Source organism: Methanosarcina soligelidi (assembly GCF_000744315.1).
Classification (GTDB): Archaea; Halobacteriota; Methanosarcinia; order Methanosarcinales; family Methanosarcinaceae; genus Methanosarcina; species Methanosarcina mazei.
The window spans coordinates 1,410,030-1,436,119 of record NZ_JQLR01000001.1; the positions used below are offsets into that span (position 1 = coordinate 1,410,030).

Here is a 26,090-nt window from a genome sequence, read left to right on the forward strand (position 1 = left end):
CTAAAAACCTTATATCTGAATTGTTTTATTATTGTCTGAAATGGAGGCTTAAAATGGACGAGAAAATTGCGCCCCATCTTGAAGAGCTAACCAGGGCGCTTGGAGATCTTGAAAAAACCGGCATAAGGGCAGAATTTTATAAGCTTCTTGCTTTTCGCGTTTCGCCCGAGGTTGCAAAGGAGACTATACTCCGCAAGTTTGGTGGGAAAAGGAAAATCCTGAAAGTAAAGGACCTTTCAGCTTCCCTTAAGAATTTTGAAATAACGGGCAGGATCCTTGACATGGGAGAAAAAGCACTCCGCCCTCAGGAAGGAGTTCAGGACGGGCCTTCAAAACTGTATACAGGGATCCTTGCAGACGAAACGGGTTCTGTCATGTTTTCTTCCTGGAAAGGACTTCCGGGCTCTATCGGGGATGTAATTAATATCAAAAATGCCTATACCCGCCTCTGGCAGAACAGGATCAGGCTCTCTATCGGGGAACAGTCCCTGGTATCCGGGGTTTCCGACTCTTCCCTTCCCGGGCTATCCGAACTTTCTAAAACCCCTGCAAAGAAACTAATTGAAATAGGCTCTGCGGACTTTTCTGTAAGCACCACAGCCTGTGTGCTCCAGCTTTCCCACAGGGAAGTCCCTGTCAGGGGCAAGCAATCAAAAGTAATTTCTGGTGTGCTCGCGGATGAGACTGCCAGGCTGCCTTTCACCGCCTGGGTTGAACTCCCCGGAATTGATATTGGGAGCATAATCAGGATAGAAGGAGCCCAGATCCGCATGTTCAGAGGCATGCCTTCTATTAATTTTATAAGCAGCACCAGAACCTCCCCAGTACCGGCTGAAGAAGCTGAAAAGATTGCCTTTACTTTCGAATCCTCTTCAAAAGACCCTTCCCCTATAAAAATTGAAGAAATAGCCTCAAGGGACAGCATGTTCGATGTGGTTACTGCAGGTAATATCGTCTCCGTCAGGCCGGGCTCGGGGATAATTTCACGATGTCCCGAATGCAGCCGTGTCATTCAAAAATCAAACTGCAGGGTGCACGGCAGGGTGGAGGGCATAAGGGATATGCGGATTAAAGCCGTTCTGGACGACGGTACAGGGGCGATGTCGGTTATGTTTCCAAGGGAACTCGCAGAAATTATATACGGGAAGACACTTGAAGAAGCCGAACAGCTAATGTTTTCCGACATTTCTAAAGACGCTGTTTACGAAGACCTCAGGCGTTTCCTTACAGGCCGCTACCTGGCAGTTCGCGGGAATTCCTCAAATGGAGAATATGGAGCCTCTTTTGTTGCGGAAAATGCCTGGGTGCCTGAAGATGATCTTGCTGTCAGGGTTGTTGAACTGCTGCGCAGGCTCGGGCCGGATGAAGGAGAACAGAGCTCAGAAGTTTCCAGGGAAGGGATAAGCTTTGCTTAAACGTGAAATTGCAAAGAGGGTTTTTGCAAAGGAATTTGAAGCCTGCAGGGAACTTGATAAATCCGAAAGACCTGCGTCCGAAACAGCCGACTCAAAATCCCCAAACCTTCTCATCAGCCCTCTTGGTCTTATTCTCAACCGCGTTTTTGCAGTCGGAGTGCTTACGGAACTTGACAGCATAGGCTTGCAGAAAGAAATGTGGAAAGCCAGGATAGTTGATCCTACAGGGGCTTTTACGGTATATGCAGGGCAGTTCCAGCCTGATGCTTCTATCTTCTTTTCAACGGTCCAGGTACCTGCTTTCATAGCACTCACGGGAAAAGCCCGGATTTACGAACCTGAACCAGGCTCGGTTTTTGTTTCTATCAGGGCAGAAGAAGCGAATGTAGTGGATGAAGAGATACGCAACAGGTGGGTTGTCGATATCGCGGAGCAGACCACTGACAGGCTTGAGGCTTTTTCTGATGCACTTGCAAGCGGATACCGCGGAGAAATACTCAGGGAATACCTGCTAGAGAGAGGGATTTCCGAAGAGCTTGCCGAAGGGATTTCCATTGCCCTTGAAAGGGAACGAGCCCCGCAGGAATTTGCAAAGCAGCTAAAGGCTTCTATTCGGGGAGGGCTTAAATCTCTTAATCTTGAATCCGAAGATAATGAAGAAGCCAAGGCTGACCAGAAAGAGTTTGTACTTGAACTGCTCAGGGAAATGGGAGGAGGCAAAGGAATTGATTATTCCGCTTTTGTAGATGCTGCAGTTTCAAGAGGTATACCCGAGGAGCTGGTGGAAGAAGTCGTCCGCTCTCTTCTTGCAGGGGGTCAGTGCTACGAGCCGAAAATCGGTATCATAAGGCTTGTAGGTTAACCTGGAGAAAAGACTTTACAGGCTTTAAAAGTGAATAATTCAGGTCTAAAAACATGTGATAACGCTTAAGTGTGATTAAGTTGATTGGTATTCTTTGTTAAAATTTAGCATCTCATGTTTATCGTATTTATCTGGAGAAATTGACATGAAAGTATTGGTCAGCGACTCACTCTCCAACGAAGGGTTGGAGATCCTAAAAGAACATTTTGATATTGATGTCTGCACCGGGCTCTGTGAAGATGAACTGGTGGAAAAGATCAAAGGCTACGACGCCCTTGTAATACGCAGCGGTACCCAGGTTACTCAGAGAATAATCGAGGCTGCTGACAACCTGAAGATTATCGGAAGGGCAGGGGTCGGAGTCGACAATGTGGATGTGGATGCAGCCACAAAGAAAGGCATCATCGTGGCCAACGCTCCCGAAGGGAACATGATCTCAGCAGCAGAGCACACAATTGCCATGATGATGTCAATGTCGAGGAATATCCCTCAGGCCAACGCTTCCCTGAAAGCCAGGGAATGGAAGCGCAATAAGTTCATGGGCGTTGAGGTCAAGGGTAAGACCCTGGGAGTTATAGGGCTTGGAAGAATAGGGTCTGAAGTCGCAAAGAGAGCTGCAGGGCTTGAAATGAACCTCATGGGATATGACCCATTCATCTCCGAGAAGCGGGCTATGGAACTTGGAGTCAAGCTGGCTACGGTTAACGAAATCGCAAAAGAGGCTGACTACATAACAGTACATACCCCACTTATCAAGGAAACCAGAAATATTCTTGATGACGAGCAGTTCGCCCTTATGAAGAAAGGAGTCCGGATTCTTAACTGCGCCCGCGGAGGCATTATCAATGAAGAAGCCCTTGCAAGAGCCCTTGAAAGCGGCAAGGTAGGCGGCGCAGCCATTGACGTTTTTGTCGAAGAGCCTCCTTTCTCCAGCCCTCTTCTTAACTTTGACAATGTTATCGTAACTCCTCACCTCGGTGCCTCCACACAGGAAGCTCAGGTTAATGTTGCAATCGATATTGCAGAGGAAGTTGTTTCCGTCCTTACAGGCGGGTCTGCAAAGAACGCGATCAATATACCGTCCGTAAAACCTGAAGCTATGGCAGTCCTTGCTCCGTATATAAGGCTTGCAGAGCTCATGGGCAAAATTGCAGGGCAGCTTGTGGACAGCAATTATGAAAAGGTAGAAATTGCATACAATGGGGAAATTTCCGGAAAAGATACCAGACCACTTACAGTTTCTGCTCTCAAAGGGCTGCTTGAAATGGCTGTCGGGTCCGGGGTAAATTATGTCAACGCCCCAATCCTTGCGAAGTCCAGAAAAATCGCAGTGGTAGAAAGCAAGTCTGAATCTTCGGAAGAGTATTCTTCCACTGTCAGTATCAGGCTCTCCAGCGGAGAATCTACAAAAATGGTCGCAGGAACCGTTGTTGGGGATGAGCCCAAGATAGTTTCCATCGATGATGACAAGGTAGATATCTTCCCGGCTGGTCGTATGATTTTTGCCAAACATATCAACAAACCGAACGTTATCGGTCCCTGTTGCATGGTCCTTGGGAAAAACAATATCAACATTTCAGGCATGCAGGTTGGAAGATCGGAAGTCGGAGGCGTGACCATGATGGTTCTTAATGTCGACACCGATGTTTCCGATGCTATCCTTGATGAGGTCAGGCAGGTTCCGGGCATCCTTAATGCCAAGCTTGTAACCCTCTGAATCCATTGAGAAAATGCAGTAAGTATAATTCCAGAAAAATGCTTCATTCCGGTACGGGTTTAATGAGTCTGTGCCGGAGACTTTTACTTTTTCCCGGAATTTTTCCGAATCTTAAACTGCACTCAAGAAAGGGCTACATACTACTATTCCGGAAAGGCTGCATACTACTATTCCGGAAAGGCTGCATACTGCTGCATACTACTACATTACTATAATATCACTATACTGAAGTTGCCAGTTGTTTTTCGAGGCTCATTAATGGAAGAACTTAAACACGTTGTTTCAGCTCCTTTTAAGAAAAATCTTGCAGCTTCCCTTACGGAAAAGGACTTCGAGTTTTCCCTCGCTTTCGACCTGAAATGGTTTTCTCCGAAAATAGCTTCCGAGGTGAAGGCACGTGCCCTTGAAGCAGGGCTGCTTTCCATGAAGGAAGGTGTAATTGTGCCCTGTTTTGATGTTGAAAGTGTCCGGCTCCCTCATGCTTTCAAGCCTCCTGAGAATTTTCTTGAGCTCAAAGAAAAACCCGGAAAACCCGTAAGTGCCGTCCGCAACAGGGAAGAAATTTCCTTTGAACAGATCCTCGATTTTATTTCCGCAGATGCCGGAATAAACAAACAGAGGCTTGTCTCCGAGATCAATTCCATGCAGGAACGCCTCTCTTATCTTGTGGATATCAGGGTAGTTGCACTTATTGTGGCAAAGAAGTTCGGATGCAATATAGAAAGGATACACGAAAAGGTTTCCAGAACTGTTCTTGGCTTTTCCGATTACGCATAATCTTTATGTACTAGAAATGTTATTCACATCATACCAATCCGACTACTCGCTTGATATTTAATTTACTGCCTCAGGCTTCTGAGCTGCGGCAGTCATGCGATGTTCGAACGCGATAGGGATTTTTTCCGCGTGAGTGAGATTCAATAAATCTTGCGGAGGAACATACATTGGGTAAAAAATCACTGGTAAAACTAACAAGAAAAACGAATCCAAGAATCGTTTCCCTGATTCTTACCCTGAAAGATAGGGCAAATGTAGATTCTGCCCCGATCTGGAAGGATATTGCGAAACGTCTTGAGGCGCCGTCCAGAAACTATGCGGCTGTGAATATAAGCAAGATCAACAGGCACACTGCTGAGAATGATGTCCTGCTTGTCCCTGGTAAGGTTCTGGGTGCAGGTCTTCTTGATCATCCTGTTACCGTTGCGGCTGTAACATTCAGCGAATCTGCTGTTGAAAAGATCACCGAAGCCGGCGGCAAGTGCCTGAGTGTTGAAGAGATCATGGAAGCAAATCCAAAAGGGTCCGGTATCCGGATATTCCGCTGAGGTGACGAAGATGACGGTTATCGATGCAAAAGGGCTTATTCTGGGGCGTCTTGCAAGTTCAGTTGCAAAACAGTTGCTTTCAGGAGACGAAAAGGTTTATATCATAAATGCCGAAAAAGCCATCATTTCTGGCTCAAGGGCAGCCACTCTCAGAGAATACCGGGAAACCCGGGATAGGGGTGCAACGGAATTCGGGCCTTACTTCCCGAAGCGTCCGGACCGCATTCTGAAGAGGACTATTCGTGGCATGTTGCCCTATAAGAGAGCAAGAGGCAGAGACGCAATGTCCAGGCTCAAAGTCTATGTAGGTGTCCCCTACGAACTTAAGGGCGCTGAGACAACCACCATCGCAGATGCCGACATGAGGCTTCTGAGTTCTAACAAGTACGTAGAGCTTGGTGAAGTGAGCCAGAAAATGGGTTCAAAGTTCTAATGGGTGAGTCCTCATGGTCAAAGTAATTAATTCATCTGGAAAGCACAAGACTGCAACTGCACGTGCAACAGTTATGAAAGGTACCGGTAAGGTCAGGATCAACAAAATTCCGCTCGAGCTCTATACTCCTGAGCTTGCAATGATGAAAATCTCAGAGCCTCTGCTTATTGCAGGAAAGGATGTTGTTTCCGGACTCGACATCAATGTTGATGTGCGCGGCGGCGGAATCGTTGGGCAGGCTAATGCAGTAAGGACTGCAGTTGCTCGTGGTATTGTGGAATGGACAAACGACACAATCATCAGAGACAACTTTGCAGCCTACGACCGCAATTTACTTGTAAGCGATTCCAGGCAGAAAGAAGCCAAAAACTTTGGTGGACCTGGAGCTAGGTCTAAATATCAGAAATCTTACAGGTAAGGAAAGTTATGATCCCAGTCCGATGTTTCTCATGTGGAAAAGTAATCTCTAACTATTGGGATGAGTACAAAAGACGCGTCACCGACGGCGAAGACGCTGCTGCAGTGCTGGATGATCTCGGGATCACCCGCTACTGCTGCCGCAGAATGTTCCTCAGCCATGTCGAACTTATTGACGTGCTTTCACCGTACCAGTAAGGGACCGTAGGGTAGCTTGGTCCATCCTTCGGCGTTCGGGACGCCGGAACCTGAGTTCGAATCTCAGCGGTCCCATTTTCCCTTTCAAGGGTACTGGTTTTAAGGTGTGTACTGAATATGTCAAATTTATCATGCTTCTCGATTATCGGAACTCATCGGAGCGTTTTTAAGTTTAAGGGTGATCTGTTGGTCAAGGAAAATTATACCCGGTTCGAGCGTGCACGAATTGTAGGTGCAAGATCATTGCAGATTGCAATGGGGGCTCCTGTCCTGGTTGAAGATGACGGGCGGCTGGACCCCCTGGGTGTAGCCATTGAAGAGTTGAAGGCCGGAGTTATTCCTATAACGGTTAAACGTAAAAAAAGCTAAAAACGTAATTGGGATACTTTCAGACGCTGAATGAATTTTATTGTTGATTCTATATATTATGAGGTGACTTTATGGAGGAAATTGAGCAGACAGGGCAGGAGGAAACCGGAGCACAGCCTTTGCCTGAAGAGAATGTCGTGGCTGAAGCAAAACCTGCACCTGAAAAGGAAGCCGCAGTAAAGACCGAATCTGTACCTGTAGCTGACGACGAAGCAGCTTCCGCTAAAGAAGGGTCCACATCCCTTGTATCTATTGACGAATACCTTGCGGCAGGTGTTCACATCGGAACCCAGCAGAAGACTCAGGATATGATGCGCTTCGTATACAGGGTCAGAACTGATGGGTTATACGTTCTTGATATCCAGTCAACAGACGAAAGGATCAGAGTTGCATCAAAACTGCTTTCTCACTACGATCCTTCCAGAATCCTTGTGGTATCTTCAAGGCAGTATGGTCAGCACCCTGCAAGAATGTTCTCAAGGGCACTTGGCACAAGGGCGATGCTCGGAAGGTTTATCCCGGGTTCCCTTACAAACCCTCAGATCCACGGTTTCTTTGAGCCGGATGTTATTATTGTAACCGACCCGGCAGGAGATGCCCAGGTCCTGAAGGAAGCTTCAAGCATTGGAGTACCGGTTATAGCACTCTGTGACACCAACAACCTGACCTCAAATGTGGACCTTGTGATCCCGACCAACAACAAGGGTAGAAAAGCACTTTCTCTTGTTTACTGGCTGCTTGCAAGGGAAGTTTCCAGACTCAATAACACTCCCTTCAATTACGAGATGACAGATTTCGAAACTCCGCTCTAATTTCGGGGCATCCGTCCTGCATACTGCAAGGGTTTATAAAAATTGCCCATATCTTATATTATGGGTGATTGGAAATGAGACAGCCAGCAGTTGCAGGGCAGTTCTATCCCCTGCGTTGTGAAAATCTGGAAAACGAACTTAAACGGTGTTTCGAAGGACTTGAGATCCGGGAACAGGAAGTCCTGGGAGCTGTTTGCCCGCATGCCGGGTATATGTATTCCGGGAAAGTGGCTGCACATGTTTATGCGACTCTTCCTGAAGCCGATACCTATGTTATTTTTGGTCCCAACCATACCGGTTACGGTTCGCCAGTATCAGTATCCAGGGAAACGTGGAAAACCCCCCTTGGAAATATTGATGTTGACCTCGAACTCGCCGATGGATTTCTCGGAAGCATCGTTGACGCAGATGAACTCGGGCATAAATACGAACATTCTATTGAAGTCCAGCTTCCTTTCCTTCAGTACCGCTTCGAGCGGGACTTTAAAATCCTTCCTATCTGCATGGGCATGCAGGATGAAGAAACTGCAGTTGAGGTAGGAAACCTTCTTGTCGACCTTATTTCCGAAAGTGGTAAACGTGCAGTCATAATAGCGTCCAGTGATTTTACTCACTACGAGACTGCCGAACGTGCAAAGGAGATAGATTCCGAGGTCATAGACTCTATTCTGAATTTTGATATTTCAGGCATGTATGACAGGCTTTACAGAAGAAATGCTTCTGTCTGCGGATACGGGCCCATTACTGCAATGCTTGCTGCTTCCAAAAAACTCGGTGGGTCACGGGCTACTCTGCTCAAATACTCAAATAGTGGCGATGTTTCCGGGGATAAGGACGCTGTTGTCGGGTACGCTGCAATTATTGTGGAATAACTGAAAAATGCCAGCAGGTTCAGGAAAAACAGGGGAAATTTTGATTGTCAGAATAATTCCGGGATAAAGGCGGGCAGGGATAGGTTTTTTTATACTATTTTTACTTTTACTCATAGATACCCGTTCAGGGGTAAGGTTAATTACTTAACGTGCTCAAATTCAGCAAAATTGAAAAACTGTTGAGGAATAATATGGTTTCATGTTCTGCGCCCGGGAAAATCTATCTTTTCGGAGAACATGCGGTTGTTTACGGAGAAACCGCAATAGCGTGTGCAGTAGAGTTAAGGACCCGGGTGCGGGCGGAGTTAAATGACTCCATAACTATCCAGTCTCAGATCGGCAGGACAGGTCTTGATTTTGAAAAACATCCCTATGTCTCTGCAGTGATTGAAAAAATGAGAGAATCTATCCCCATAAATGGTGTTTTTCTAACTGTTGATTCTGACATTCCTGTTGGGTCAGGGCTCGGCTCATCTGCTGCTGTTACGATTGCAAGCATAGGAGCTCTCAACGAACTTTTCGGATTCGGGCTTTCGCTTCAGGAAATTGCGAAACTGGGGCATGAAATTGAGATAAAAGTTCAGGGTGCAGCAAGCCCTACTGACACCTATGTTTCTACTTTCGGAGGAGTCGTTACCATCCCTGAAAGGAGAAAGCTTAAGACTCCTGACTGTGGAATTGTTATAGGGGACACCGGAGTTTTTTCTTCTACAAAAGAGCTTGTGGAAAACGTCAGGCAGCTCCGCGAAAATTACCCTGATCTTATCGAACCTCTTATGACTTCTATTGGCAAAATCTCCAGAATCGGTGAGCAACTTGTACTTTCCGGGGACTATACTTCTATTGGCAGGCTTATGAATGTAAATCAGGGACTGCTTGATGCACTTGGAGTTAATATCCTTGAGCTTTCACAGCTTATCTATTCTGCAAGGGCAGCAGGAGCTTTCGGGGCAAAAATTACTGGAGCGGGAGGCGGTGGTTGTATGGTTGCGCTAACTGCACCGGAGAAATGTAATCAGGTAGCGGAAGCCATTGCAGGTGCGGGGGGCAAAGTGACCATTACAAAACCCACGGAACAGGGGTTGAAGGTCGATTGAGCCGGATTAATCTGAAGTTTTTTCCTGTAAAATAAGATTGCTTTTATTCCCATCTTTTCATCATTATTGTTGCAGAAATCATAATCTCTGAATATAATTGAGAGTTATTTATAAAAAGGTGTCAAGTGATAATATGAATGCTTCAAACGAACCTGTTATCCTTAAACTCGGAGGCAGCGCCATTACAGACAAAGGCGCGTATGAAGGGGTTGTAAAAGAGGCTGACCTTCTCAGGATTGCGCAGGAAGTTTCAGGCTTCAGGGGAAAAATGATTGTAGTCCACGGAGCCGGGTCTTTCGGGCACACCTATGCCAAAAAATACGGGCTTGACAGGACATTTGATCCCGAAGGGGCGATCGTAACCCATGAATCCGTGAAAAAACTCGCTTCAAAAGTAGTGGGTGCCCTGAACAGTTTCGGAGTCAGGGCTATTGCCGTGCACCCAATGGACTGTGCCGTGTGCAGAAACGGGAGGATAGAGACCATGTACCTTGACAGCATAAAACTCATGCTCGAAAAGGGCTTTGTCCCTGTACTTCATGGGGATGTTGCCATGGACATAGAACTGGGGACCTGCATCCTTTCCGGGGACCAGATTGTTCCCTATCTGGCAAAAGAACTCGGGATTTCCAGGCTCGGCCTGGGTTCGGCTGAGGACGGAGTGCTTGATATGGAAGGAAAACCGGTGCCTGAAATAACTCCCGAAACATTTGAGGAATTTAGACACTGCATCGGAGGCTCGGGAAGTACTGATGTTACAGGCGGGATGCTCGGGAAGGTTCTGGAACTCCTTGAACTCAGCAAAAATTCTAGTATCACCTCCTATATATTCAATGCAGGAAAAGCGGATAATATTTACAGGTTCTTGAATGGGGAATCCATAGGGACCAGGATCAGTCCGGATAAAAGGGTATGAAACATGATTAACACCACCTCCAGGCGAAAGATAGAACACCTTAAGCTCTGCGCTGAAAGCCCGGTTGAGGCCAGGCAGGTCAGTGCTGGCTTTGAAGATGTAACCCTCATTCACAGGGCGCTTCCGGAATTAAATATGGATGAGCTTGACCTCTCTGTGGATTTTCTTGGAAAACGCATTAAAGCTCCGTTTTTAATTGCATCAATTACAGGAGGGCACCCTGATACTATCCCTGTAAATGCTGCACTTGCGGCTGCAGCCGAAGAACTGGGAGTTGGAATAGGGGTAGGAAGCCAGAGGGCTGCAATTGATGACCCTGCTCAGGAAGACTCATTCAGGGTTGTGAGGGATGAAGCACCTGATGCTTTTGTCTACGGAAACGTCGGAGCTGCCCAGATCCGCCAGTACGGTGTTGAAGGGGTCGAAAAACTCATTGAAATGATCGACGCTGATGCCCTTGCAATTCACCTTAATTTCCTTCAGGAAGCGGTCCAGCCCGAGGGCGACAGGGATGCTACTGGCTGCCTGGATATGCTCACTGAAATATGTTCCCAAATTAAAACCCCGGTGATCGTGAAAGAAACAGGAGCAGGCATTTCCAGGGAAGACGCTATTCTCTTCCAGAAAGCAGGAGTCTCTGCAATTGATGTCGGAGGAGCTGGCGGCACAAGCTGGGCAGGGGTTGAAGTTTACAGGGCAAAAGAAAGCAGGGATTCGGTTTCCGAACGCCTCGGGGAACTTTTCTGGGATTTTGGAATTCCGACTGTTGCCAGCCTGATAGAATCAAGAGTTTCTCTCCCTCTTATCGCAACCGGCGGCATAAGAAACGGGCTTGACATTGCAAAGTCTATCGCTCTCGGAGCCAGTGCGGCAAGTGCTGCCCTGCCGTTTGTAGGACCTTCCCTTGAAGGGAAAGAATCAGTTGTCAGAGTACTTTCCTGCATGCTTGAAGAATTCAAAGCTGCGATGTTTCTCTGTGGCTGTGAAAATATGAAGGACCTGCATAACTCCCCGGTTGTCGTTACAGGGTGGACACGCGAATACCTTGAACAGCGCGGTTTTAATGTAAAAGACCTTTCTTTACCGGGGAACGCTCTTTAATTTAAGGAACAGGAAAAAACATTTATCCCTTCCTTTATCATATCCCGTATGACCCAAAACAGATTTATCCGATCACAAATTATTCAATTACAGTTTTACTAGATTACAGATTATTCTATGATAACGTTTATAGGTAAAATGGCAGTAATGTCTCAAAATAAAATAGATAAAATCAGCCAGGATTTGCCTGGACCGGTCAGGCTGATTCGGGACTAATTCAGTATTGATGCAAAAATGGCTGGTTTATAATTTAATAAGGGAAAAAGTAATTAGCTTTGTTTCCCCTTAGTATACCGGAAGAGTAAAAGAATGCCTTTTTTAAGGTTTATATAATGAAATCCTCAGCTGGATCTAAATTTCCCGGGATAAAAACCTTAGAAATGTTTACCGGGGCTATTTTCCCCTGAAAACTGCTCCTTAAAAATCATCGATTATGGGATTAATTCCAATAATTAGTCCTGTAAGGTATCTATTCGAGATTAATTTCCTCAAATAATCCCTCAGCTATCATTTAAGGAATTAATATCAAGAGTCACTTCTCACATTTACTGAATCAGGAACCATTCGCAAATTAACCGAAATAAAAATCGATTACAAAAATCGATTACAAAAATCAATTGCAAAAATCAATTGCAAAAATCAATTGCAAAAATCAATTGCAAAAATCAATTGCAAAAATCATTCAGCAGATAGTTACTTTAATTTCGTGCTGAATCAGGAGAATACTTGCGTAAAAGGAAATGATCAGGAGTATAAAGAAAGTTATTGGAATAAAAATGAATGAATGAATGAATGAATGAATGAATTAATCTAAAATTAAAATGTTTTGTAATAAGTATAACTCAATTTATAATAACTTTAAAATGTTTTATGCTAGATATAAATCAATTTATGATAAATTTAATATGCGTTGTAATGGATATAAAACATTTTATAAAAAATATAAAATGTTGAAGTGGAATAAGCTCCTGGAATGTGGAATAATAAACCGCTGGAATATACAAAATAGTTTAGCAAAGTCATTTAAATATAGAAGTTTACCCTTAATCTGAAGCTGTCTGGAAACAGGCTTTTTGAGAATAGTTGTTACCAAGGAAAGATGTTGAAAGAGTACAGGGCAGAATCAGGACATATTTTCCTGAAGGTTCTGGAAATTCCCCTGAGAATCCTGGCTACATGAGAACAGGACAGTAAGGGCAGGATAGTAGATAGTTTCCAAAGTTTCAGGCAGGTTAAAATATTTGTATACTGAAACAAATATATATTTAAAGTGTATTCTTCTGCTAGGAAATGCAGCCTGATGCACCTGATCAAGGAGGGGGCTTCTTTAAGGGTATAAGAAGTAAATTTTAGAAGTGACTTTTCTAAAAAGATAATTCCATATCATAATTTCCATTATTATTCCATGCTTTTGCATCACGCGTTTACATTCATGCTCATTGGTATAAGACCGTCACCGAATCTGTTTTTGAGGTTTCGGTTTTTACAAGGATAAGATATTCAAATTAAATAAGAGGTTAAAAAATATGACTGAAATAGGTATTGTTGCAGTCGGCGGCTATAATGAAATGGGCCGCAATATGACTGCCATAATTATAGGTGAAGATATTGTCATTCTTGATATGGGGCTCAGGCTCGACAGGGTCCAGATCCATGAGGATGTTGAGATTGACAAAATGCATTCTCTTGAACTGATCGAGATGGGTGCAATTCCTGATGATACTATCATGAAAGAAATCAACGGGACTGTGAGGGCGATCGTCTGTACTCACGGGCACCTTGACCATATAGGTGCGATTCCGAAGCTTGCCCACAGGTATAACGCCCCTATACTTGCTACCCCCTATACTGCAGCTATTATCAGGCAGCAGATAGAATCCGAACGTAAGTTTGAGGTTTGCAACAGGGTTATCCCTCTGCAGGCAGGCGGGACCTACCAGGTTACGGAAGATATTTCCATAGAGTTCATCAGGGTCCAGCACAGCATCATCGACTGTGTACTTGCAGCCGTACATACTCCGGCAGGTGCTGTCCTGTACGCCTGTGACTTCAAGCTGGACAGGACTCCGACAATGGGAGAGGCTCCTGACTTTGACCGTTTCAAATCCCTCGGAAAGGAAGGGGTTATTGCAATGATCACGGAGAGCACTAACGCCGGACGCTCAGGCAAGACCCCTTCGGAACAGATCGCAAAAGACATGGTAAGGGATGTCCTGCTCGGAACCGAGGAATCAGGTGTCGGGATGATTGTTACGACCTTTGCTTCCCACATTGCCAGGCTTAAAGCGATTATCGAGGCTGCCGAAGAGATGGGCAGAATTCCTGTGCTTATGGGCCGCTCCATGGACCGCTATGTGGGTGCTGCCAGGGACATCGGTTATCTTGACCTTCCCTCGAATGTTGAGATTTATGGCACAAGAAAAGATGTCGACAGGGCATTTAAGCGCATCATGCAGGAAGGCAAAAACAAATACCTGCCTATCGTCACAGGACACCAGGGAGAGCCGGGTTCCATTCTTGTGAGGGTCGCAAACGGGGAAACTCCGTATACTATTGACCCCGGGGACAGGATTATTTTCTCTGCAAATGTAATCCCGAGCCCGATGACTCAGGCGAACCGTTACGCCCTTGAGACCAAGCTCAAAATGAAGGGCGGCAGGATTTATGATAATGTCCACGTATCAGGACACGCATACAGGGAAGACCACTGGGAGCTTCTTCGCATGGTGAATCCCGAACACGTGATTCCTGCACATGGAGACATGGAGATGCATGGGCATTACATCGAAATGGCAGAAGATGCGGGGTATGTACTCGGAGATACCGTACACCTTCTCAGAAATGGCGAAGTGTTATATATAGAGGAGTAACTCTATAATGAAAATCCCGTGTTCTTGTGATGCTTATGACGCTTGTTGATGAAATTAAAAATAGAAGTTCCCATGTTGATGCTGCAATCGACGAATTGCTTCCGGTAACCCGGCCTGAAGAGCTGTATAAAGCTTCCCGTTACCTCGTAGACGCCGGTGGGAAGCGCCTTCGTCCGGCAGTCCTCATCCTGGCTGCTGAAGCTGTCGGTTCCAATCTCAGGTCCGTTTTGCCCGCAGCAGTCTCAGTGGAACTTGTGCACAATTTCACTCTGATCCATGACGACATTATGGATAGAGATGACATCCGCAGGGGAATGCCTGCAGTTCACGTAAAATGGGGAGAAGCCGGAGCAATTCTTGCCGGCGACACCCTTTATTCCAAAGCCTTCGAAATCCTCTCTAAAGTCGAAAGCGAGCCTGTGAGGGTTTTAAAGTGCATGGATGTCCTTTCAAAGACCTGCACCGAAATCTGCGAAGGCCAGTGGCTCGATATGGATTTCGAAACCCGGAAAAAGGTTACTGAATCCGAGTACCTCGAGATGGTGGAAAAGAAGACCTCTGTCCTCTATGCAGCCTCAGCCAAAATCGGCGCCCTTTTAGGAGGGGCTTCTGACGAAGTTGCCGAGGCTTTATCCGAATACGGACGCCTTATAGGAATAGGCTTCCAGATGTATGATGACGTCCTTGATATGACCGCACCTGAAGAAGTTCTCGGAAAGGTAAGGGGCAGCGACCTTATGGAAGGAAAATACACCCTTATTGTCATAAATGCTTTCGAGAAAGGCGTGAAGCTGGATATTTTCGGAAAAGGTGAAGCAACTCTCGAAGAGACCGAAGCGGCAGTCAGGACTCTTACAGAATGCGGGTCTCTCGATTATGTGAAAAACCTTGCAATTTCATATATAGAAGAAGGCAAAGAAAAACTGGATGTCCTCAGGGACTGTCCTGAAAAAACCCTTCTCCTGCAGATTGCTGACTATATGATCTCACGAGAATACTAAAGATGGGCTAATTTTGCTCATCTACATTTCAATTTCTTTTTGACCCCCTTTTTTTGTATTTTCTTTTGATTTAACGATTAAAGTAGCTTTGTTACAGTGAAAGTGTGGCACTGATCGCCATTAATAGAAGAAGTATAACTATAAATCTGAGAAAACTGAGCGATAAAAAATTCAATTTACTTTCAATGGGATCTGCGATTGCAGGAGTTAGTATAATGCCGATCAAAATCGAGAGTATACCAGGGAGAATTTTTTCTTGAGAGATAAATACTATTCCTCCCGAAAAAAAGGGAACAGCAATAGCATATCGAATAATTTTTATTAATATTTCATTTCTGCGTTCATTCATTTTATCAACCATGTCTACAAGAACAGCGATTTATGGTGCTTACAATTTTGTTTTCGAGTTCATCCAAAACTAATTTATTTTCACATCACCGGGACTTAAGAACTATTTTTCCTACTCAGAAAATCAATTGGTTGTTAAAAATCAAGATTTGAAACTTAATCGCAGGTTTTAGGAGCAGCTTTCTTATGGATATGTTGTGATATTGGTATTATATTTTAAACATTTGTAAAATCAAAAAATTATATCTTGTAATACGAAATCTGAAATTTGCAATTCCGTACTACTGAGAAAGCTTATAGTTCAGAGACTGCTCTATTTTTAGAGTGCTGAGCTATTAAAAATCAATTACTATCGAAGAATAACTGACTTTTTGCCCTCCATCGTCGCCGTCCCCTGGGCCGAAATCAGATCCTGCTTCACCTGCATAATAAACTGCAGTACTCCCATCTACTGAGACGTATATATTATAATAGTGACCCGCTTGTAGAGTTACCGAAATTCCATCATTAAAACTTTCATCGACAATATAATCCCCCACTCCTCCAGCTGATTGGCTGTATATCGAAGTAGTGTATGAAGTTCCTGTTGTTGTGTCTTTTACTATTAAATTTATATCTGTATTACTTTGTCCACCAGCGAAAGCGCTGGTTTCACCTTTTATGTTCCCAGCCATTCTAATATTTGCTGATCGGGAGCCAGAACCTGACACATAAATAGATTTTCCAACCCATGCCCAAGCACCACCAGTTCCGTATCCTCCCGGGCCGATTAATACCGATGCTCTAGCTCGTCTATAACTTGTAGAATAGTCAGCATCTTTAAAATTAGGTACTGCTCCCGAAGTTGAGGTTCCAGAGTTTCCTATGTCTGCAGTAGTAAGTGTTTTATCCGTTCCTAGGGTAACAGTGGTTGCTGATTTTATTTGTGTTCCACTTGTAGATTTATTTACTGAATCAGAAATTTCCTGTAAATTTTGTGCTTTAACTTTTTCTAAAAGTTCTTTAGCTTTTGTAATATTTTCTACAGAGTTTTGATTCGAAGGAATACTACTAATTATCTTTTCTTCTGTAGTGAGGGCATCATCCATATTCACTTCTGCATTGATTTCATTGTTTTCACTCGCGCTCACAGATGGTATCAATGTTATACCAGCCAGCATGGCCAAAAGAAGGGCTATCATAATTTTGTTCTTAATCATTTGTCTAACTCCTAAGTTGTTTTACCCTAGGAGAGCAAAATCAGGCAAGCTTAAATATACGCAGAGCTAACCTAACCATGCCTAACAGGCATATTTAGGGAGTTCGGCTGAATCTGGAAAGAACATTTGAACTCCATAAATTCCTCTTACTTAATTCTTTATAAATCTTCTCTCAATTCCATTAAACTATCTGTTTTTCATAATTCTTTCAAGTCTGTAACTATTTCTTAATCTGTAATTGTTTGATGGTCTGGATAGAAGGTATAAATACAGTATGCTGCCTTGACGTGTGTTCGAGCATTGATATATAAAATATAAAATCATTATATCAAGTCATTTATGTTAACACTTCAATTAATCCTTATCAAGTCATAGCTGATTATTTTCTAATCATAACATACTGCCGAGCGAGTATGTTATCAGTCATATTTACAAGAGTGTTCTTCATTAATTGTGTTCTTCATTAATTTCTTTATTTTTGCTTTTGTCTCAAGCTTTTTTATCAGTAACAATCACTTTTGCATTCAATTGATCAATGGCAGATGTCCTTTTGATGAGAGGTTTTTGGATCAGGACATTTCGAGCTTTTCAAATCCGGATCGACAGATAGATTTGCTCCGCTCAAGAAAGTAACTTTTTTAAAAAAGAGGTTGAAGGCAGGATTTAGTCCTGCCGGAATTCAAATTTCAGTTTCTTTATTTTTTTGCGTCTCTCATTTCCATTGTGCTCTGAGCAGCCACAAGCCTTGCAATGGGCACTCTGTAAGGGGAGCAGCTCACATAGTCAATACCTATTTCGTGAGCAAAAGCAATGGATTTCGGCTCTCCTCCGTGTTCTCCACAGATTCCCATCTTGAGTTTGGGTTTAACGGAGCGGCCTTTTGAGATACCTATCTTCATGATCTCGCCAACGCCTTCCTGGTCAAGGACTGCAAAGGGGTCGTGTTCAAGGATGCCTGCCTTCTGGTAAATAGGCACGAACTTGGACACATCGTCCCTGCTGAACCCGAAGGTTGTCTGTGTCAGGTCGTTTGTCCCGAAGGAGAAGAAGTCAGCTTCTTTTGCGATCTGGTCTGCGACGATTGCAGCCCTGGGCAGTTCGATCATGGTCCCTACCTTGTAGTCGATCTTCATGCCCTTCTCAGCCATTACGGCTTCTGCAGTCTTGCATACTTCCTCTCTGGAGAGGGAGAGCTCTTTTACAATGCCCACAAGCGGAATCATGATTTCAGGAACTACTTCCATTCCCTCGGCAGTAAGTTCACAGGCTGCCTCCATGATTGCACGCACCTGCATGTTGTATATTTCAGGATAGGTAATTCCGAGCCTGCATCCCCTGTGGCCGAGCATTGGGTTGAGTTCCTTAAGTGAAACTACACGCTGGATTACTTTCTTTACACCATCGATCTTTCCGCAGTCTCCCGATGTTTCAAGTTCTCTAAGTTTTGCGTCAAGTTCTTCTTTGTCCGGGAGGAATTCGTGGAGAGGCGGGTCAAGGAGTCTGATGGTTACGGGCAGGCCTTCCATACTGCGGAAGATTCCAAGGAAGTCTTCTTTCTGCATTGGGAGCAGTTTCTTGAGAGCTTTCTTCCTTGATTTTTCATCTTCGGCCATGATCATCTCCCTTACTGCAGGGATCCTGTCTTCGCCAAAGAACATGTGCTCTGTCCTGCAAAGCCCGATACCTTCTGCTCCGAGCTCGCGGGCGAGGGCTGCGTCAGCCGGGTTGTCAGCGTTTGTCCTTACTCCCAGAGTCCTTATCTTGTCAGCCCATATAAGGAGCTTTTTCAGGTCCTCATTTATTTCTGCGTCTATAAGGTCTACTTTTCCGATAATGACGCTTCCAACGCTTCCGTCAATTGTGATGTAGTCGTGCTCTTTAATTGTGAAACCGTTAACCATAAAGAGGGCGTTCTTCATGTCGATTGAGATTTCTCCGCAACCAACAACACACGGCTTACCCATGCCTCTACCTACGACTGCAGCATGAGAGGTCATCCCTCCGCGCACGGTGAGAACTCCCTGTGCAGCTGCCATTCCACCTATGTCTTCAGGTGAGGTCTCGGTACGGACAAGAATTGTTTTCTCGCCGTTTTCTGCCATCTCTTCTGCATCTTCAGCGGTAAAGACCACCTTTCCGACAGCGGCTCCTGGTGATGCAGGGAGACCTTTTGCTATTACTTCGAGTTTTGCTTTCGGGTCAATTCTCGGGTGCAGGAGAAGGTCAATATGTTCAGCATTAACTCTTTTGACAGCAGTTTCTTTGTCTATGAGTCCTTCTGCCACCATCTCGGTCGCAATCTTTACTGCGGCAGCAGCTGTGCGCTTTCCGGTCCTGGTCTGCAGCATATAGAGTTTTCCTTCCTGGATTGTGAACTCTATGTCCTGCATGTCCTTGAAATGGGCTTCAAGTTTCTGGCAGATGTCCACAAGCTGGGCATAGGCTTCAGGAATTTTGTTTCCGAGAGTATCAATAAAGTCGGGAGTCCTTATTCCTGCAACTACATCTTCGCCCTGTGCATTGATGAGGTATTCTCCGAAAAACTTCTTTTCACCTGTTGACGGGTTTCTGGTAAAAGCAACGCCTGTACCTGAGGTGTTCCCTCTGTTACCGTAGACCATTGTCTGTACATTGACGGCTGTGCCCCAGCTGTCATCAATAGCGTTAAGCTTCCTGTAGGTGATGGCTCTCTGGTTATTCCATGAATCAAAAACAGCGTTGATTGCCATCTGAAGCTGAACTTTAGGATCCTGTGGGAATTCAAATCCTTTTTCGAGTTTGATTACTTCCTTGAATCTCTCTGCCAATTCCTGTAAAGCTTTTGAATCGAGGTCTGTGTCGGACTTGACTCCAAGCTCCTTTTTCTTGTCGTCGATTAAGGAATCGAATTTTCTGAATTCAACCCCGAGCACCACGTCCCCAAACATGGCGATGAATCTTCGGTAGCAGTCGTAAGCGAATCTTTTGTCATTGACTTTATTTGCGAGCCCGATTACGGATTTGTCCGTAAGTCCAAGGTTCAGAACAGTGTCCATCATTCCTGGCATGGACACCCGTGCTCCGGATCTTACTGAAACAAGCAGCGGATCTTCGGGATCTCCCAGCTTTTTGCCGTTTAATTTTTCTAATTTATCGATCGCCTCTTCTACCTGTCTGAGAACCTCTTCTGGATATTTTCCTTCCTTTAAATAAAGAACACAGACTTCAGTTGAGATCGTAAAACCTGGTGGTACGGGAACTCCAAGATTTGCCATCTCGGCAAGGTTTGCACCCTTACCTCCAAGCAGGTCTTTCATACTACTTTTTCCATCAGTTACATCTTTTCCAAAAAAATATACGAACTTGGACAATGATTCTCCTCCCTGGATTCGAGATCATTAATCGGAGCTAAAGTCAATTATTTCCAGACCATAGGTCCGGTTGTTGCCAACAATGGCTATTTAATTATTATAAACTTGTGGTTTACTTCCCTGTACTTTATTCTTTGATTTCTTAATTTAATTAATCTCTGTGTATCTTATTTACTCATAATTTCACTATTTAAAATATTTCTGAATTTAAGCTAAACATGTGATTACTAAATAACAGTACCTTAAAGTGAACTGTAAAATTCAGAAGAACAATCATAGTAAATAACTATGTATAAAAATAAAATAGGAGAATTTTATTTTCCCTTTAAGTGCTGATATTTTAGTTCTTATTCCTGAGACTGTTCTAATATATTTAGAGCAGTGGTCTGTTGTCAAGGAGAGAAAAGCCAGCTCAAAATAAATAACTTCTCTTGTAGCAGACTTATCAATTACAGATATTTACGTATACAATTCTTACTTTAAGAAGCTGGACGGTGTTTCTCCTCTCCGAATTAAGGTCATTGTAGTCCAGTTACTGACTAATCATCAGAGCTTAATCTGATTGTTGCCAGCAATGTCCATTTAATATATAAGCTTAATTGTGGTCTCACTTTCTCTTTATTTTATACCTCACTGCCTTAATTTCGTTATAACCTATGTATAATATACGTCTTGCGATATCTTTATATATAATGAACATAGACTACATATGCTTTTCAGTCGATAATATATTTTCTTATTTAAGACTGATAGTTTTATTCCACTCGAAGCCAGGGTATTTCTGCCCTGAGTATAGAGGCATAACTATTCGTGGCTGACATGAAACGACTCGGTACCGTGCTGCACAGGTCAGGTGTTAGAAACCTGATAATTAGAGGGGATGAGGTAAAACCCGATAAGGTCTCAGGTAGTCTTCCTAAGTTGAATTCTGTTGTTGTTGATAAGGCTCTGAATCGGATTGGTACAATCTCCAGTATCTTTGGACCTGTAAACCATCCATATTTTTTAGTGAAGGGCTTTAAGCGAATTCCTGATTCTGAAACTCGGGCTCTAGTCAATGAGAGGGTCTATATTCGGTGAGATATCTGACGTTCGATAATGATTTTAATCCTTCGTTATGGTTAAACTTTAACCCGTTTATAAGTTTTTCGCTAGTCATAGCCGCGAGTTTTCTTCTCCCTTCTTTTATATATATTCTGTGATTTATATCGTACAGGCTTGAAATTCAGGGATAGACATATGGTCATGTTAATTTGTAAGGTGATATAATATGGTAGAAGTCGAAAGAGTTCGCTATTCGGACACCCTTGAAAGGGAAAAAATACGTGCCATGATTAAAGCTCGCAAAGAAAAACAAAAAGAGCAAACTGTTGAGAATGAAAAGGCCGTGTGTCCAGAATGCGGTAGCAGAAACCTAGTGCACGACTATGAGAGAGCGGAGCTCGTGTGTGGGGACTGCGGACTTGTCATTGATGCCGACTTTGTTGATGAAGGACCGGAATGGCGAGCTTTCGATCACGATCAGCGCATGAAGCGTTCCCGTGTGGGCGCGCCCATGACATATACAATCCACGACAAAGGTCTTTCCACAATGATTGACTGGAGAAACCGTGACTCCTACGGAAAGTCTATCTCCTCCAAAAACCGTGCCCAGCTTTACCGTTTAAGAAAATGGCAGCGTAGAATCCGTGTAAGTAACGCAACCGAAAGAAACCTGGCTTTTGCACTTTCAGAACTTGACAGGATGGCTTCGGCTCTCGGTCTTCCGAGGACTGTCAGGGAGACAGCAGCAGTTGTCTATAGAAAAGCTGTGGACAAGAACCTCATCCGTGGAAGAAGCATTGAAGGTGTAGCCGCAGCAGCACTATATGCAGCCTGCCGCCAGTGCAGTGTCCCGAGGACCCTTGACGAGATCGAAGAGGTTTCCAGGGTAAGCAGGAAAGAAATCGGAAGAACTTACCGTTTTATTTCCAGAGAACTTGCCTTAAAGCTCATGCCCACCTCTCCAATCGACTATGTCCCGAGGTTCTGCTCCGGGCTTAACCTGAAAGGAGAAGTCCAGTCCAAGAGCGTTGAGATCCTCAGGCAGGCTTCGGAAAAAGAACTCACAAGCGGAAGAGGCCCCACAGGAGTTGCCGCAGCAGCAATTTACATTGCATCCATTCTCTGCGGAGAGCGCAGGACTCAGCGTGAAGTTGCAGATGTTGCCGGGGTCACGGAAGTCACCATCAGAAACAGGTATAAAGAGCTTGCAGAAGAACTGGATATCGAGATTATCCTCTAAGTCTTTCTTCTTTTTTCTCAGCCAGGCTGATTGATGTTCTTCAGGCAGACAGAGGGTTGAATGCGCCCTCTTTTTCTTTCCTTTTTCATGGAACTTTATTCGCGGCTGTGCTCATAAACTGTTCCAGAGAGTATCTTTTTTAATTTTAATAAATATAAATTGAATTTATTAAGCAAATTCTAAAGCAGATTCTAAAGCAAATATAAATCTAATTTCTAAAACCGATTCCAAAACGGATTCTAAAACCGATTCCAAAATGGATTCTAAAGCAGATTCCAAAACAGCTTTACAAAACAGAGTTATAAAAAACGCATGGTTCTGATAATCAAAATATTTTTATAAAAACTACGTAAATTTATATTAACCATGGGTTATAATGCTTACACTTGAGATCTTCAGAGCCCTTCTCCTGGGCTTCACCATCGGGCTTACTGGCGCCCTGGTCCCCGGGCCCATGCTTTTTGCAACCATAGAGCTTTCACTCAAAAAAGGGTGGCTTACAGGGCCGGAGGTCGTTTTCGGGCACATTCTGGTTGAGCTTGTACTTTCTATTCTGATTCTCTTTGGGGTTGCTTCTTTTATCGGAAGTGGAGCGATTTCAGCTGTTTCCATCATTGGAGGTTTTTCCCTTACGGTTTTCGGACTGCTTACGGTAAAAGATGCAAAAACTACTGCTTCTGCAGGACTTTCTCCAGAGACGTCTGGCCTGAAATTGACTTCAAATCCCGTAGCTTTGGGCCTGATAACCTCAGTTTCCAATCCTTACTTCTGGATCTGGTGGCTAACTGCTGGAAGTGCGCTTGTACTTAAGGCGTATGAACTGGGGATTATCATCTCAATAGCTTATATCCTCGGGCACTGGATCGCAGACCTCAGCTGGTTTACTGCAATATCCGGGTCTTTCAGCCGTGGAAAAACCCTGCTCTCTCAACAAACACACAGGTACATACTCTACGCGTGCGGAACATTTCTAATATTTTTTGGGCTCTATTTCATGTTTAACTATAAAGGCGCAGCTCAACTGTTCTAATAATATTTTTTCTAACAGGGATTCTTTATTGCTGTATATCTTTTAAAATTTTTTCCCTTTTACTCAGCACTGAAAACAGATAGACTCCCCCACTGAAAGTCGATAGGAATAAAACTACAAGAGCTCTCATATTTTTGACTGTCTTCCAGCTCCACCTGTTAGCCACGAACAAAGAGCTGAGAGCGAGAGTGACAAGCCCGAAAGGGCCGTGAATAAATACTGCTGCAGGTGCTTTTCCGGCAATTATAAGCCTGGTTGCGGAGTATGCCATATATATCAGAGATAGGGATCCCATCAAATATCCTGCGGTGTTAATCTTTGCATGCTTTAGAATTCCATCTTTTTTTAAGCGGCTTTTCTTCAGTGCAGCAATTCCAGTTATATAGGTCAGCAGGGTTGAAACCTGCACCCCAAGCGAGATCTTTCTGATTTTGTTAATATCCGGCATTCCCAATTTCAGCACCTCTCTAACCAATTTGCTTTCTGGTTTTATAGGAAGAAGCGTAAAACCTCGAAGTCTTTAGCTTCGTGAGATATAAGCGTCAACTTCCAAACTGTTATCCGTTATAGATTCTGTAATTTATTAAGTATCTTCAAAACGTTTTTAATATTAGATTTTGCTGTCACCACAACCTCACAGTTCCTAAGAACGTTGCCGAATTTCAAAGCGAAAACCAAGCGAGGTAACGTTTGAACATCAGGGAGTTGGATAACAGGGCAAGAATCATCCTGAAGGGATCGGGATTAAGCCGTGGAAAGACGGTAGCTATAAGCATCTCAAGTACAACCTCACGCTCATATCTATTTCACCTTCGGAACGAGGGGCTAGAGCCTGCACGACTCGCCTCCAATGGGAGAAAGGATGACTCAGGAAGCCACTCAGTCTTTAGCTGGGTGGTAGTTCACGAAGATAATACTCAGAACTAAAGATTTCTTTGGAAACAGAGTTTCTGAAATCTCTTCTCTACCTGAAATCTCTTCTCTACCTGAAATCTCTTCTCTACCTGAAATCTTTTCCTATATCAGGAAAACCTTGTCCATCAGTGAAACTGAAAATTGGGATAGTTTAATAATACAAGGATAACCTTAGGTTTCCGAAAGGTCGATTTTTCATGAGAAGGCAGTGTATAAAAGTCCCCAGAAAGAAAGGAGAACCTGCAAGAAGGATACTCCTTGGTCTTGAAATTCTTGATAATTCTTTGAAGATCGGTTCGGATGAAACCTTCCTTTATCTCCCACTTTCCAGAGAGCCTGATACCGGGGAACTGGAAGGGCTGCCTGAAGGTTCTGAACTTACATTCTTTGATTTCGAGCCCCTGGAAAAAAAGCCTGTCCCTGAAGACCTCCTCGGTTTCACTCCTGCCTATGAAGTCATAGGAGACATTGCCCTCCTGGAAGACGAGAAACTGGATGCAAAAACCGCTCTAAAGATCGCAGATGCCCTCCTGAAAACTCAGCCAAATATAAAATCCGTTGTCAAGCCTCTTACTCCTGTTATCGGGGAATTCAGGGTAAGGGAATTTGAGGTAATTGCAGGCGAGCACAGGACCGAAACAATCCACAGGGAGTACGGCTGCCGTTATAAAGTAGACCTTTCAAGGGCTTATTTTACTCCTCGCCTTTCTACGGAACGCTCAAGAATTTTCTCCTGGATTAAGGAAGGGGATACTGTTGTCGATATGTTTGCCGGGGTTGGACCCTACAGTATCCTGCTTGCAAAAAGCAAAAAGCCTTCCAGGGTTGTGGCAATAGACAAAAACCCTGAAGCAGTGCGCTATCTGAGAGAAAATATTTCGCTCAATTCGGCAAAAAATATTGAAGCAATCGAAGGTGATGCCAGAGAAGAGGCAAAAAGGTTTGCAGGAACTGCTGATCATGTAATCATGAACCTGCCCCATAATGCTTATGAATTCCTTGATTCTGCTGTCCTTCTTACAAAGCAGGGAGGAATAATCCACTACTACGGGATAACCCCTGAAGACGACCTCTTTGAAAGTTCTATTGAACTTATCCGGAAAGCTGCGGAAAAAGCAGGAAGAAAGGTCGAGGTTCTCGAGAAAAGGGTAGTCCGTTCATATGCTCCTCACCAGTATAACATCTGCATCGAGGCAAAGATTCTTTGAAATCTATGCCGCTACCAGTTTCTTTGAAGTTTGGAGTTTCAGCCCTCTGCGCGCTGGCACCTGATCGCGTAAGGAATGATTCAAATATAATATCAAGGGGTTTTGTTGCCAGGAATGGTTATTGGGGGAAATGGAACTATAGATCAGTTCCCAAACTGAAATTTGGAAGTTATATTTTCATCATTCCTAAGGGATCAGATTTCAGTAAAAGCTCCTTTGCGGGTGGGAAAAAAGAAGTTATAGAATCAGAACTCAGAAACGTGCATAAAAGAATAAACAATGGTTACTGCCAATCAAAAATAAAAAAAGAGTAAAAAAGTAGTCGGAAGCTATTGTTTTTCCGTTCTGTAA

At 44.1% G+C, this 26,090-nt stretch carries 25 protein-coding genes and 1 tRNA gene; 22 read left to right on the top strand and 4 right to left on the bottom strand.

The window, feature by feature from the left end; translation table 11 throughout:
• Nucleotides 1-53 precede the first annotated feature (53 nt).
• The 17 genes from M886_RS06195 to M886_RS06275 all read left to right on the top strand — a co-directional run bounded on the left by M886_RS06195 (nt 54) and on the right by M886_RS06275 (nt 15,405).
• The gene (locus M886_RS06195; protein WP_048036259.1) at nt 54-1,415 is read left to right on the top strand and encodes a Single-stranded DNA binding protein; all 1,362 of its coding nucleotides are present in this window, start codon (nt 54-56) and stop codon (nt 1,413-1,415) included.
• A complete protein-coding gene (locus M886_RS06200) occupies nt 1,408-2,277 on the top strand; it encodes an RPA family protein (RefSeq protein WP_048050871.1) in 870 nt (289 codons plus the stop codon). The genes M886_RS06195 and M886_RS06200 overlap by 8 nt, the downstream gene beginning before the upstream one ends.
• Before the next feature lie 145 nt (nt 2,278-2,422).
• Complete coding sequence (serA, locus tag M886_RS06205; RefSeq protein WP_048050872.1) at nt 2,423-3,994, top strand: phosphoglycerate dehydrogenase; 1,572 nt, start codon at nt 2,423-2,425, stop codon at nt 3,992-3,994.
• Between the two features lie 258 nt (nt 3,995-4,252).
• On the top strand, nt 4,253-4,771 hold the full coding sequence (locus M886_RS06210; RefSeq protein ID WP_048050873.1) for a DUF2240 family protein: 519 nt from the start codon (nt 4,253-4,255) through the stop codon (nt 4,769-4,771).
• 167 nt (nt 4,772-4,938) lie between these two features.
• Nucleotides 4,939-5,319, top strand: coding sequence for a 50S ribosomal protein L18e (locus M886_RS06215; RefSeq protein WP_011033695.1), 381 nt, complete (start codon nt 4,939-4,941; stop codon nt 5,317-5,319).
• A 10-nt stretch (nt 5,320-5,329) separates the two neighbouring features.
• Entirely contained in the window at nt 5,330-5,752 is a 423-nt protein-coding gene (locus M886_RS06220; RefSeq protein ID WP_011033696.1) for a 50S ribosomal protein L13, read from the top strand.
• A gap of 13 nt (nt 5,753-5,765) precedes the next feature.
• Nucleotides 5,766-6,170: a 30S ribosomal protein S9 gene (locus M886_RS06225; RefSeq protein ID WP_048050874.1), complete on the top strand. Its 405-nt coding sequence runs from the start codon at nt 5,766-5,768 to the stop codon at nt 6,168-6,170.
• An 8-nt stretch (nt 6,171-6,178) separates the two neighbouring features.
• A complete protein-coding gene (locus M886_RS06230) occupies nt 6,179-6,367 on the top strand; it encodes a DNA-directed RNA polymerase subunit N (protein ID WP_011033698.1) in 189 nt (62 codons plus the stop codon).
• A tRNA-Pro gene (locus tag M886_RS06235) sits at nt 6,368-6,442 on the top strand.
• Nucleotides 6,443-6,553: 111 nt separating this feature from the next.
• Complete coding sequence (locus M886_RS06240) at nt 6,554-6,736, top strand: DNA-directed RNA polymerase subunit K (protein WP_048050875.1); 183 nt, start codon at nt 6,554-6,556, stop codon at nt 6,734-6,736.
• A gap of 71 nt (nt 6,737-6,807) precedes the next feature.
• Entirely contained in the window at nt 6,808-7,548 is a 741-nt protein-coding gene (gene rpsB, locus M886_RS06245) for a 30S ribosomal protein S2 (RefSeq protein ID WP_015412069.1), read from the top strand.
• Nucleotides 7,549-7,616: 68 nt separating this feature from the next.
• On the top strand, nt 7,617-8,420 hold the full coding sequence (locus M886_RS06250) for an MEMO1 family protein (protein ID WP_048050876.1): 804 nt from the start codon (nt 7,617-7,619) through the stop codon (nt 8,418-8,420).
• A 191-nt stretch (nt 8,421-8,611) separates the two neighbouring features.
• Nucleotides 8,612-9,517, top strand: coding sequence for a mevalonate kinase (locus M886_RS06255; protein WP_048051657.1), 906 nt, complete (start codon nt 8,612-8,614; stop codon nt 9,515-9,517).
• A 133-nt stretch (nt 9,518-9,650) separates the two neighbouring features.
• The gene (locus M886_RS06260) at nt 9,651-10,433 is read left to right on the top strand and encodes an isopentenyl phosphate kinase (RefSeq protein WP_048050877.1); all 783 of its coding nucleotides are present in this window, start codon (nt 9,651-9,653) and stop codon (nt 10,431-10,433) included.
• Nucleotides 10,434-10,436: 3 nt separating this feature from the next.
• Nucleotides 10,437-11,534 carry a type 2 isopentenyl-diphosphate Delta-isomerase gene (gene fni / locus M886_RS06265; protein ID WP_048050878.1) on the top strand — a complete coding sequence of 366 codons (1,098 nt, stop codon included), beginning with the start codon at nt 10,437-10,439 and terminating at the stop codon, nt 11,532-11,534.
• A gap of 1,526 nt (nt 11,535-13,060) precedes the next feature.
• Nucleotides 13,061-14,404, top strand: coding sequence for an RNase J family beta-CASP ribonuclease (locus M886_RS06270; protein WP_048036264.1), 1,344 nt, complete (start codon nt 13,061-13,063; stop codon nt 14,402-14,404).
• Nucleotides 14,405-14,439: 35 nt separating this feature from the next.
• The gene (locus M886_RS06275; protein WP_048051658.1) at nt 14,440-15,405 is read left to right on the top strand and encodes a polyprenyl synthetase family protein; all 966 of its coding nucleotides are present in this window, start codon (nt 14,440-14,442) and stop codon (nt 15,403-15,405) included.
• 91 nt (nt 15,406-15,496) lie between these two features.
• On the opposite strand, the gene M886_RS06280 is transcribed toward M886_RS06275, so the two are convergent.
• From M886_RS06280 to ppdK, 3 genes are all read right to left on the bottom strand, one after another.
• Nucleotides 15,497-15,766 carry a hypothetical protein gene (locus tag M886_RS06280; RefSeq protein ID WP_137726699.1) on the bottom strand — a complete coding sequence of 90 codons (270 nt, stop codon included), beginning with the start codon at nt 15,764-15,766 and terminating at the stop codon, nt 15,497-15,499.
• 322 nt (nt 15,767-16,088) lie between these two features.
• Nucleotides 16,089-16,952, bottom strand: coding sequence for a hypothetical protein (locus M886_RS06285; RefSeq protein WP_048050879.1), 864 nt, complete (start codon nt 16,950-16,952; stop codon nt 16,089-16,091).
• A 695-nt stretch (nt 16,953-17,647) separates the two neighbouring features.
• Complete coding sequence (gene ppdK, locus M886_RS06290; protein ID WP_048046787.1) at nt 17,648-20,302, bottom strand: pyruvate, phosphate dikinase; 2,655 nt, start codon at nt 20,300-20,302, stop codon at nt 17,648-17,650.
• Nucleotides 20,303-21,121: 819 nt separating this feature from the next.
• Between ppdK and M886_RS06295 the strand changes: the two genes are divergently transcribed.
• The 3 genes from M886_RS06295 (at nt 21,122) to M886_RS06305 (ending at nt 23,616) form a co-directional block, all read left to right on the top strand.
• A complete protein-coding gene (locus M886_RS06295) occupies nt 21,122-21,382 on the top strand; it encodes a Gar1/Naf1 family protein (RefSeq protein ID WP_048047026.1) in 261 nt (86 codons plus the stop codon).
• 190 nt (nt 21,383-21,572) lie between these two features.
• On the top strand, nt 21,573-22,586 hold the full coding sequence (locus M886_RS06300) for a transcription initiation factor IIB (RefSeq protein WP_011033712.1): 1,014 nt from the start codon (nt 21,573-21,575) through the stop codon (nt 22,584-22,586).
• A gap of 376 nt (nt 22,587-22,962) precedes the next feature.
• The gene (locus M886_RS06305; RefSeq protein WP_048050880.1) at nt 22,963-23,616 is read left to right on the top strand and encodes a LysE family transporter; all 654 of its coding nucleotides are present in this window, start codon (nt 22,963-22,965) and stop codon (nt 23,614-23,616) included.
• 25 nt (nt 23,617-23,641) lie between these two features.
• On the opposite strand, the gene M886_RS18230 is transcribed toward M886_RS06305, so the two are convergent.
• The gene (locus tag M886_RS18230; RefSeq protein ID WP_152557998.1) at nt 23,642-24,070 is read right to left on the bottom strand and encodes a hypothetical protein; all 429 of its coding nucleotides are present in this window, start codon (nt 24,068-24,070) and stop codon (nt 23,642-23,644) included.
• Between the two features lie 658 nt (nt 24,071-24,728).
• Here M886_RS18230 and M886_RS06315 point away from each other — a divergent pair.
• Both M886_RS06315 and M886_RS06320 read left to right on the top strand, forming a co-directional pair.
• On the top strand, nt 24,729-25,739 hold the full coding sequence (locus M886_RS06315) for a class I SAM-dependent methyltransferase (RefSeq protein WP_048050881.1): 1,011 nt from the start codon (nt 24,729-24,731) through the stop codon (nt 25,737-25,739).
• Nucleotides 25,736-26,053 carry a hypothetical protein gene (locus tag M886_RS06320; protein WP_152557999.1) on the top strand — a complete coding sequence of 106 codons (318 nt, stop codon included), beginning with the start codon at nt 25,736-25,738 and terminating at the stop codon, nt 26,051-26,053. The genes M886_RS06315 and M886_RS06320 overlap by 4 nt, the downstream gene beginning before the upstream one ends.
• The last annotated feature ends 37 nt before the right edge of the window (nt 26,054-26,090 follow it).

Bases quoted from the DNA above. Each gene is read 5' to 3' on its own strand.
- M886_RS06220 (WP_011033696.1), top strand. From the start codon at position 5,330: ATGACGGTTATCGATGCAAAAGGGCTTATTCTGGGGCGTCTTGCAAGT.
- serA (WP_048050872.1), top strand. From the start codon at position 2,423: ATGAAAGTATTGGTCAGCGACTCACTCTCCAACGAAGGGTTGGAGATC.
- M886_RS06260 (WP_048050877.1), top strand. From the start codon at position 9,651: ATGAATGCTTCAAACGAACCTGTTATCCTTAAACTCGGAGGCAGCGCC.
- M886_RS06295 (WP_048047026.1), top strand. From the start codon at position 21,122: ATGAAACGACTCGGTACCGTGCTGCACAGGTCAGGTGTTAGAAACCTG.
- rpsB (WP_015412069.1), top strand. From the start codon at position 6,808: ATGGAGGAAATTGAGCAGACAGGGCAGGAGGAAACCGGAGCACAGCCT.
- M886_RS06315 (WP_048050881.1), top strand. From the start codon at position 24,729: ATGAGAAGGCAGTGTATAAAAGTCCCCAGAAAGAAAGGAGAACCTGCA.
- M886_RS06255 (WP_048051657.1), top strand. From the start codon at position 8,612: ATGGTTTCATGTTCTGCGCCCGGGAAAATCTATCTTTTCGGAGAACAT.
- M886_RS06300 (WP_011033712.1), top strand. From the start codon at position 21,573: ATGGTAGAAGTCGAAAGAGTTCGCTATTCGGACACCCTTGAAAGGGAA.
- M886_RS06285 (WP_048050879.1), bottom strand. From the start codon at position 16,952: ATGATTAAGAACAAAATTATGATAGCCCTTCTTTTGGCCATGCTGGCT.
- M886_RS06270 (WP_048036264.1), top strand. From the start codon at position 13,061: ATGACTGAAATAGGTATTGTTGCAGTCGGCGGCTATAATGAAATGGGC.
- M886_RS06305 (WP_048050880.1), top strand. From the start codon at position 22,963: ATGCTTACACTTGAGATCTTCAGAGCCCTTCTCCTGGGCTTCACCATC.
- M886_RS06230 (WP_011033698.1), top strand. From the start codon at position 6,179: ATGATCCCAGTCCGATGTTTCTCATGTGGAAAAGTAATCTCTAACTAT.
- M886_RS06195 (WP_048036259.1), top strand. From the start codon at position 54: ATGGACGAGAAAATTGCGCCCCATCTTGAAGAGCTAACCAGGGCGCTT.
- M886_RS06275 (WP_048051658.1), top strand. From the start codon at position 14,440: ATGACGCTTGTTGATGAAATTAAAAATAGAAGTTCCCATGTTGATGCT.
- M886_RS06225 (WP_048050874.1), top strand. From the start codon at position 5,766: ATGGTCAAAGTAATTAATTCATCTGGAAAGCACAAGACTGCAACTGCA.
- M886_RS06280 (WP_137726699.1), bottom strand. From the start codon at position 15,766: ATGGTTGATAAAATGAATGAACGCAGAAATGAAATATTAATAAAAATT.
- fni (WP_048050878.1), top strand. From the start codon at position 10,437: ATGATTAACACCACCTCCAGGCGAAAGATAGAACACCTTAAGCTCTGC.
- M886_RS06210 (WP_048050873.1), top strand. From the start codon at position 4,253: ATGGAAGAACTTAAACACGTTGTTTCAGCTCCTTTTAAGAAAAATCTT.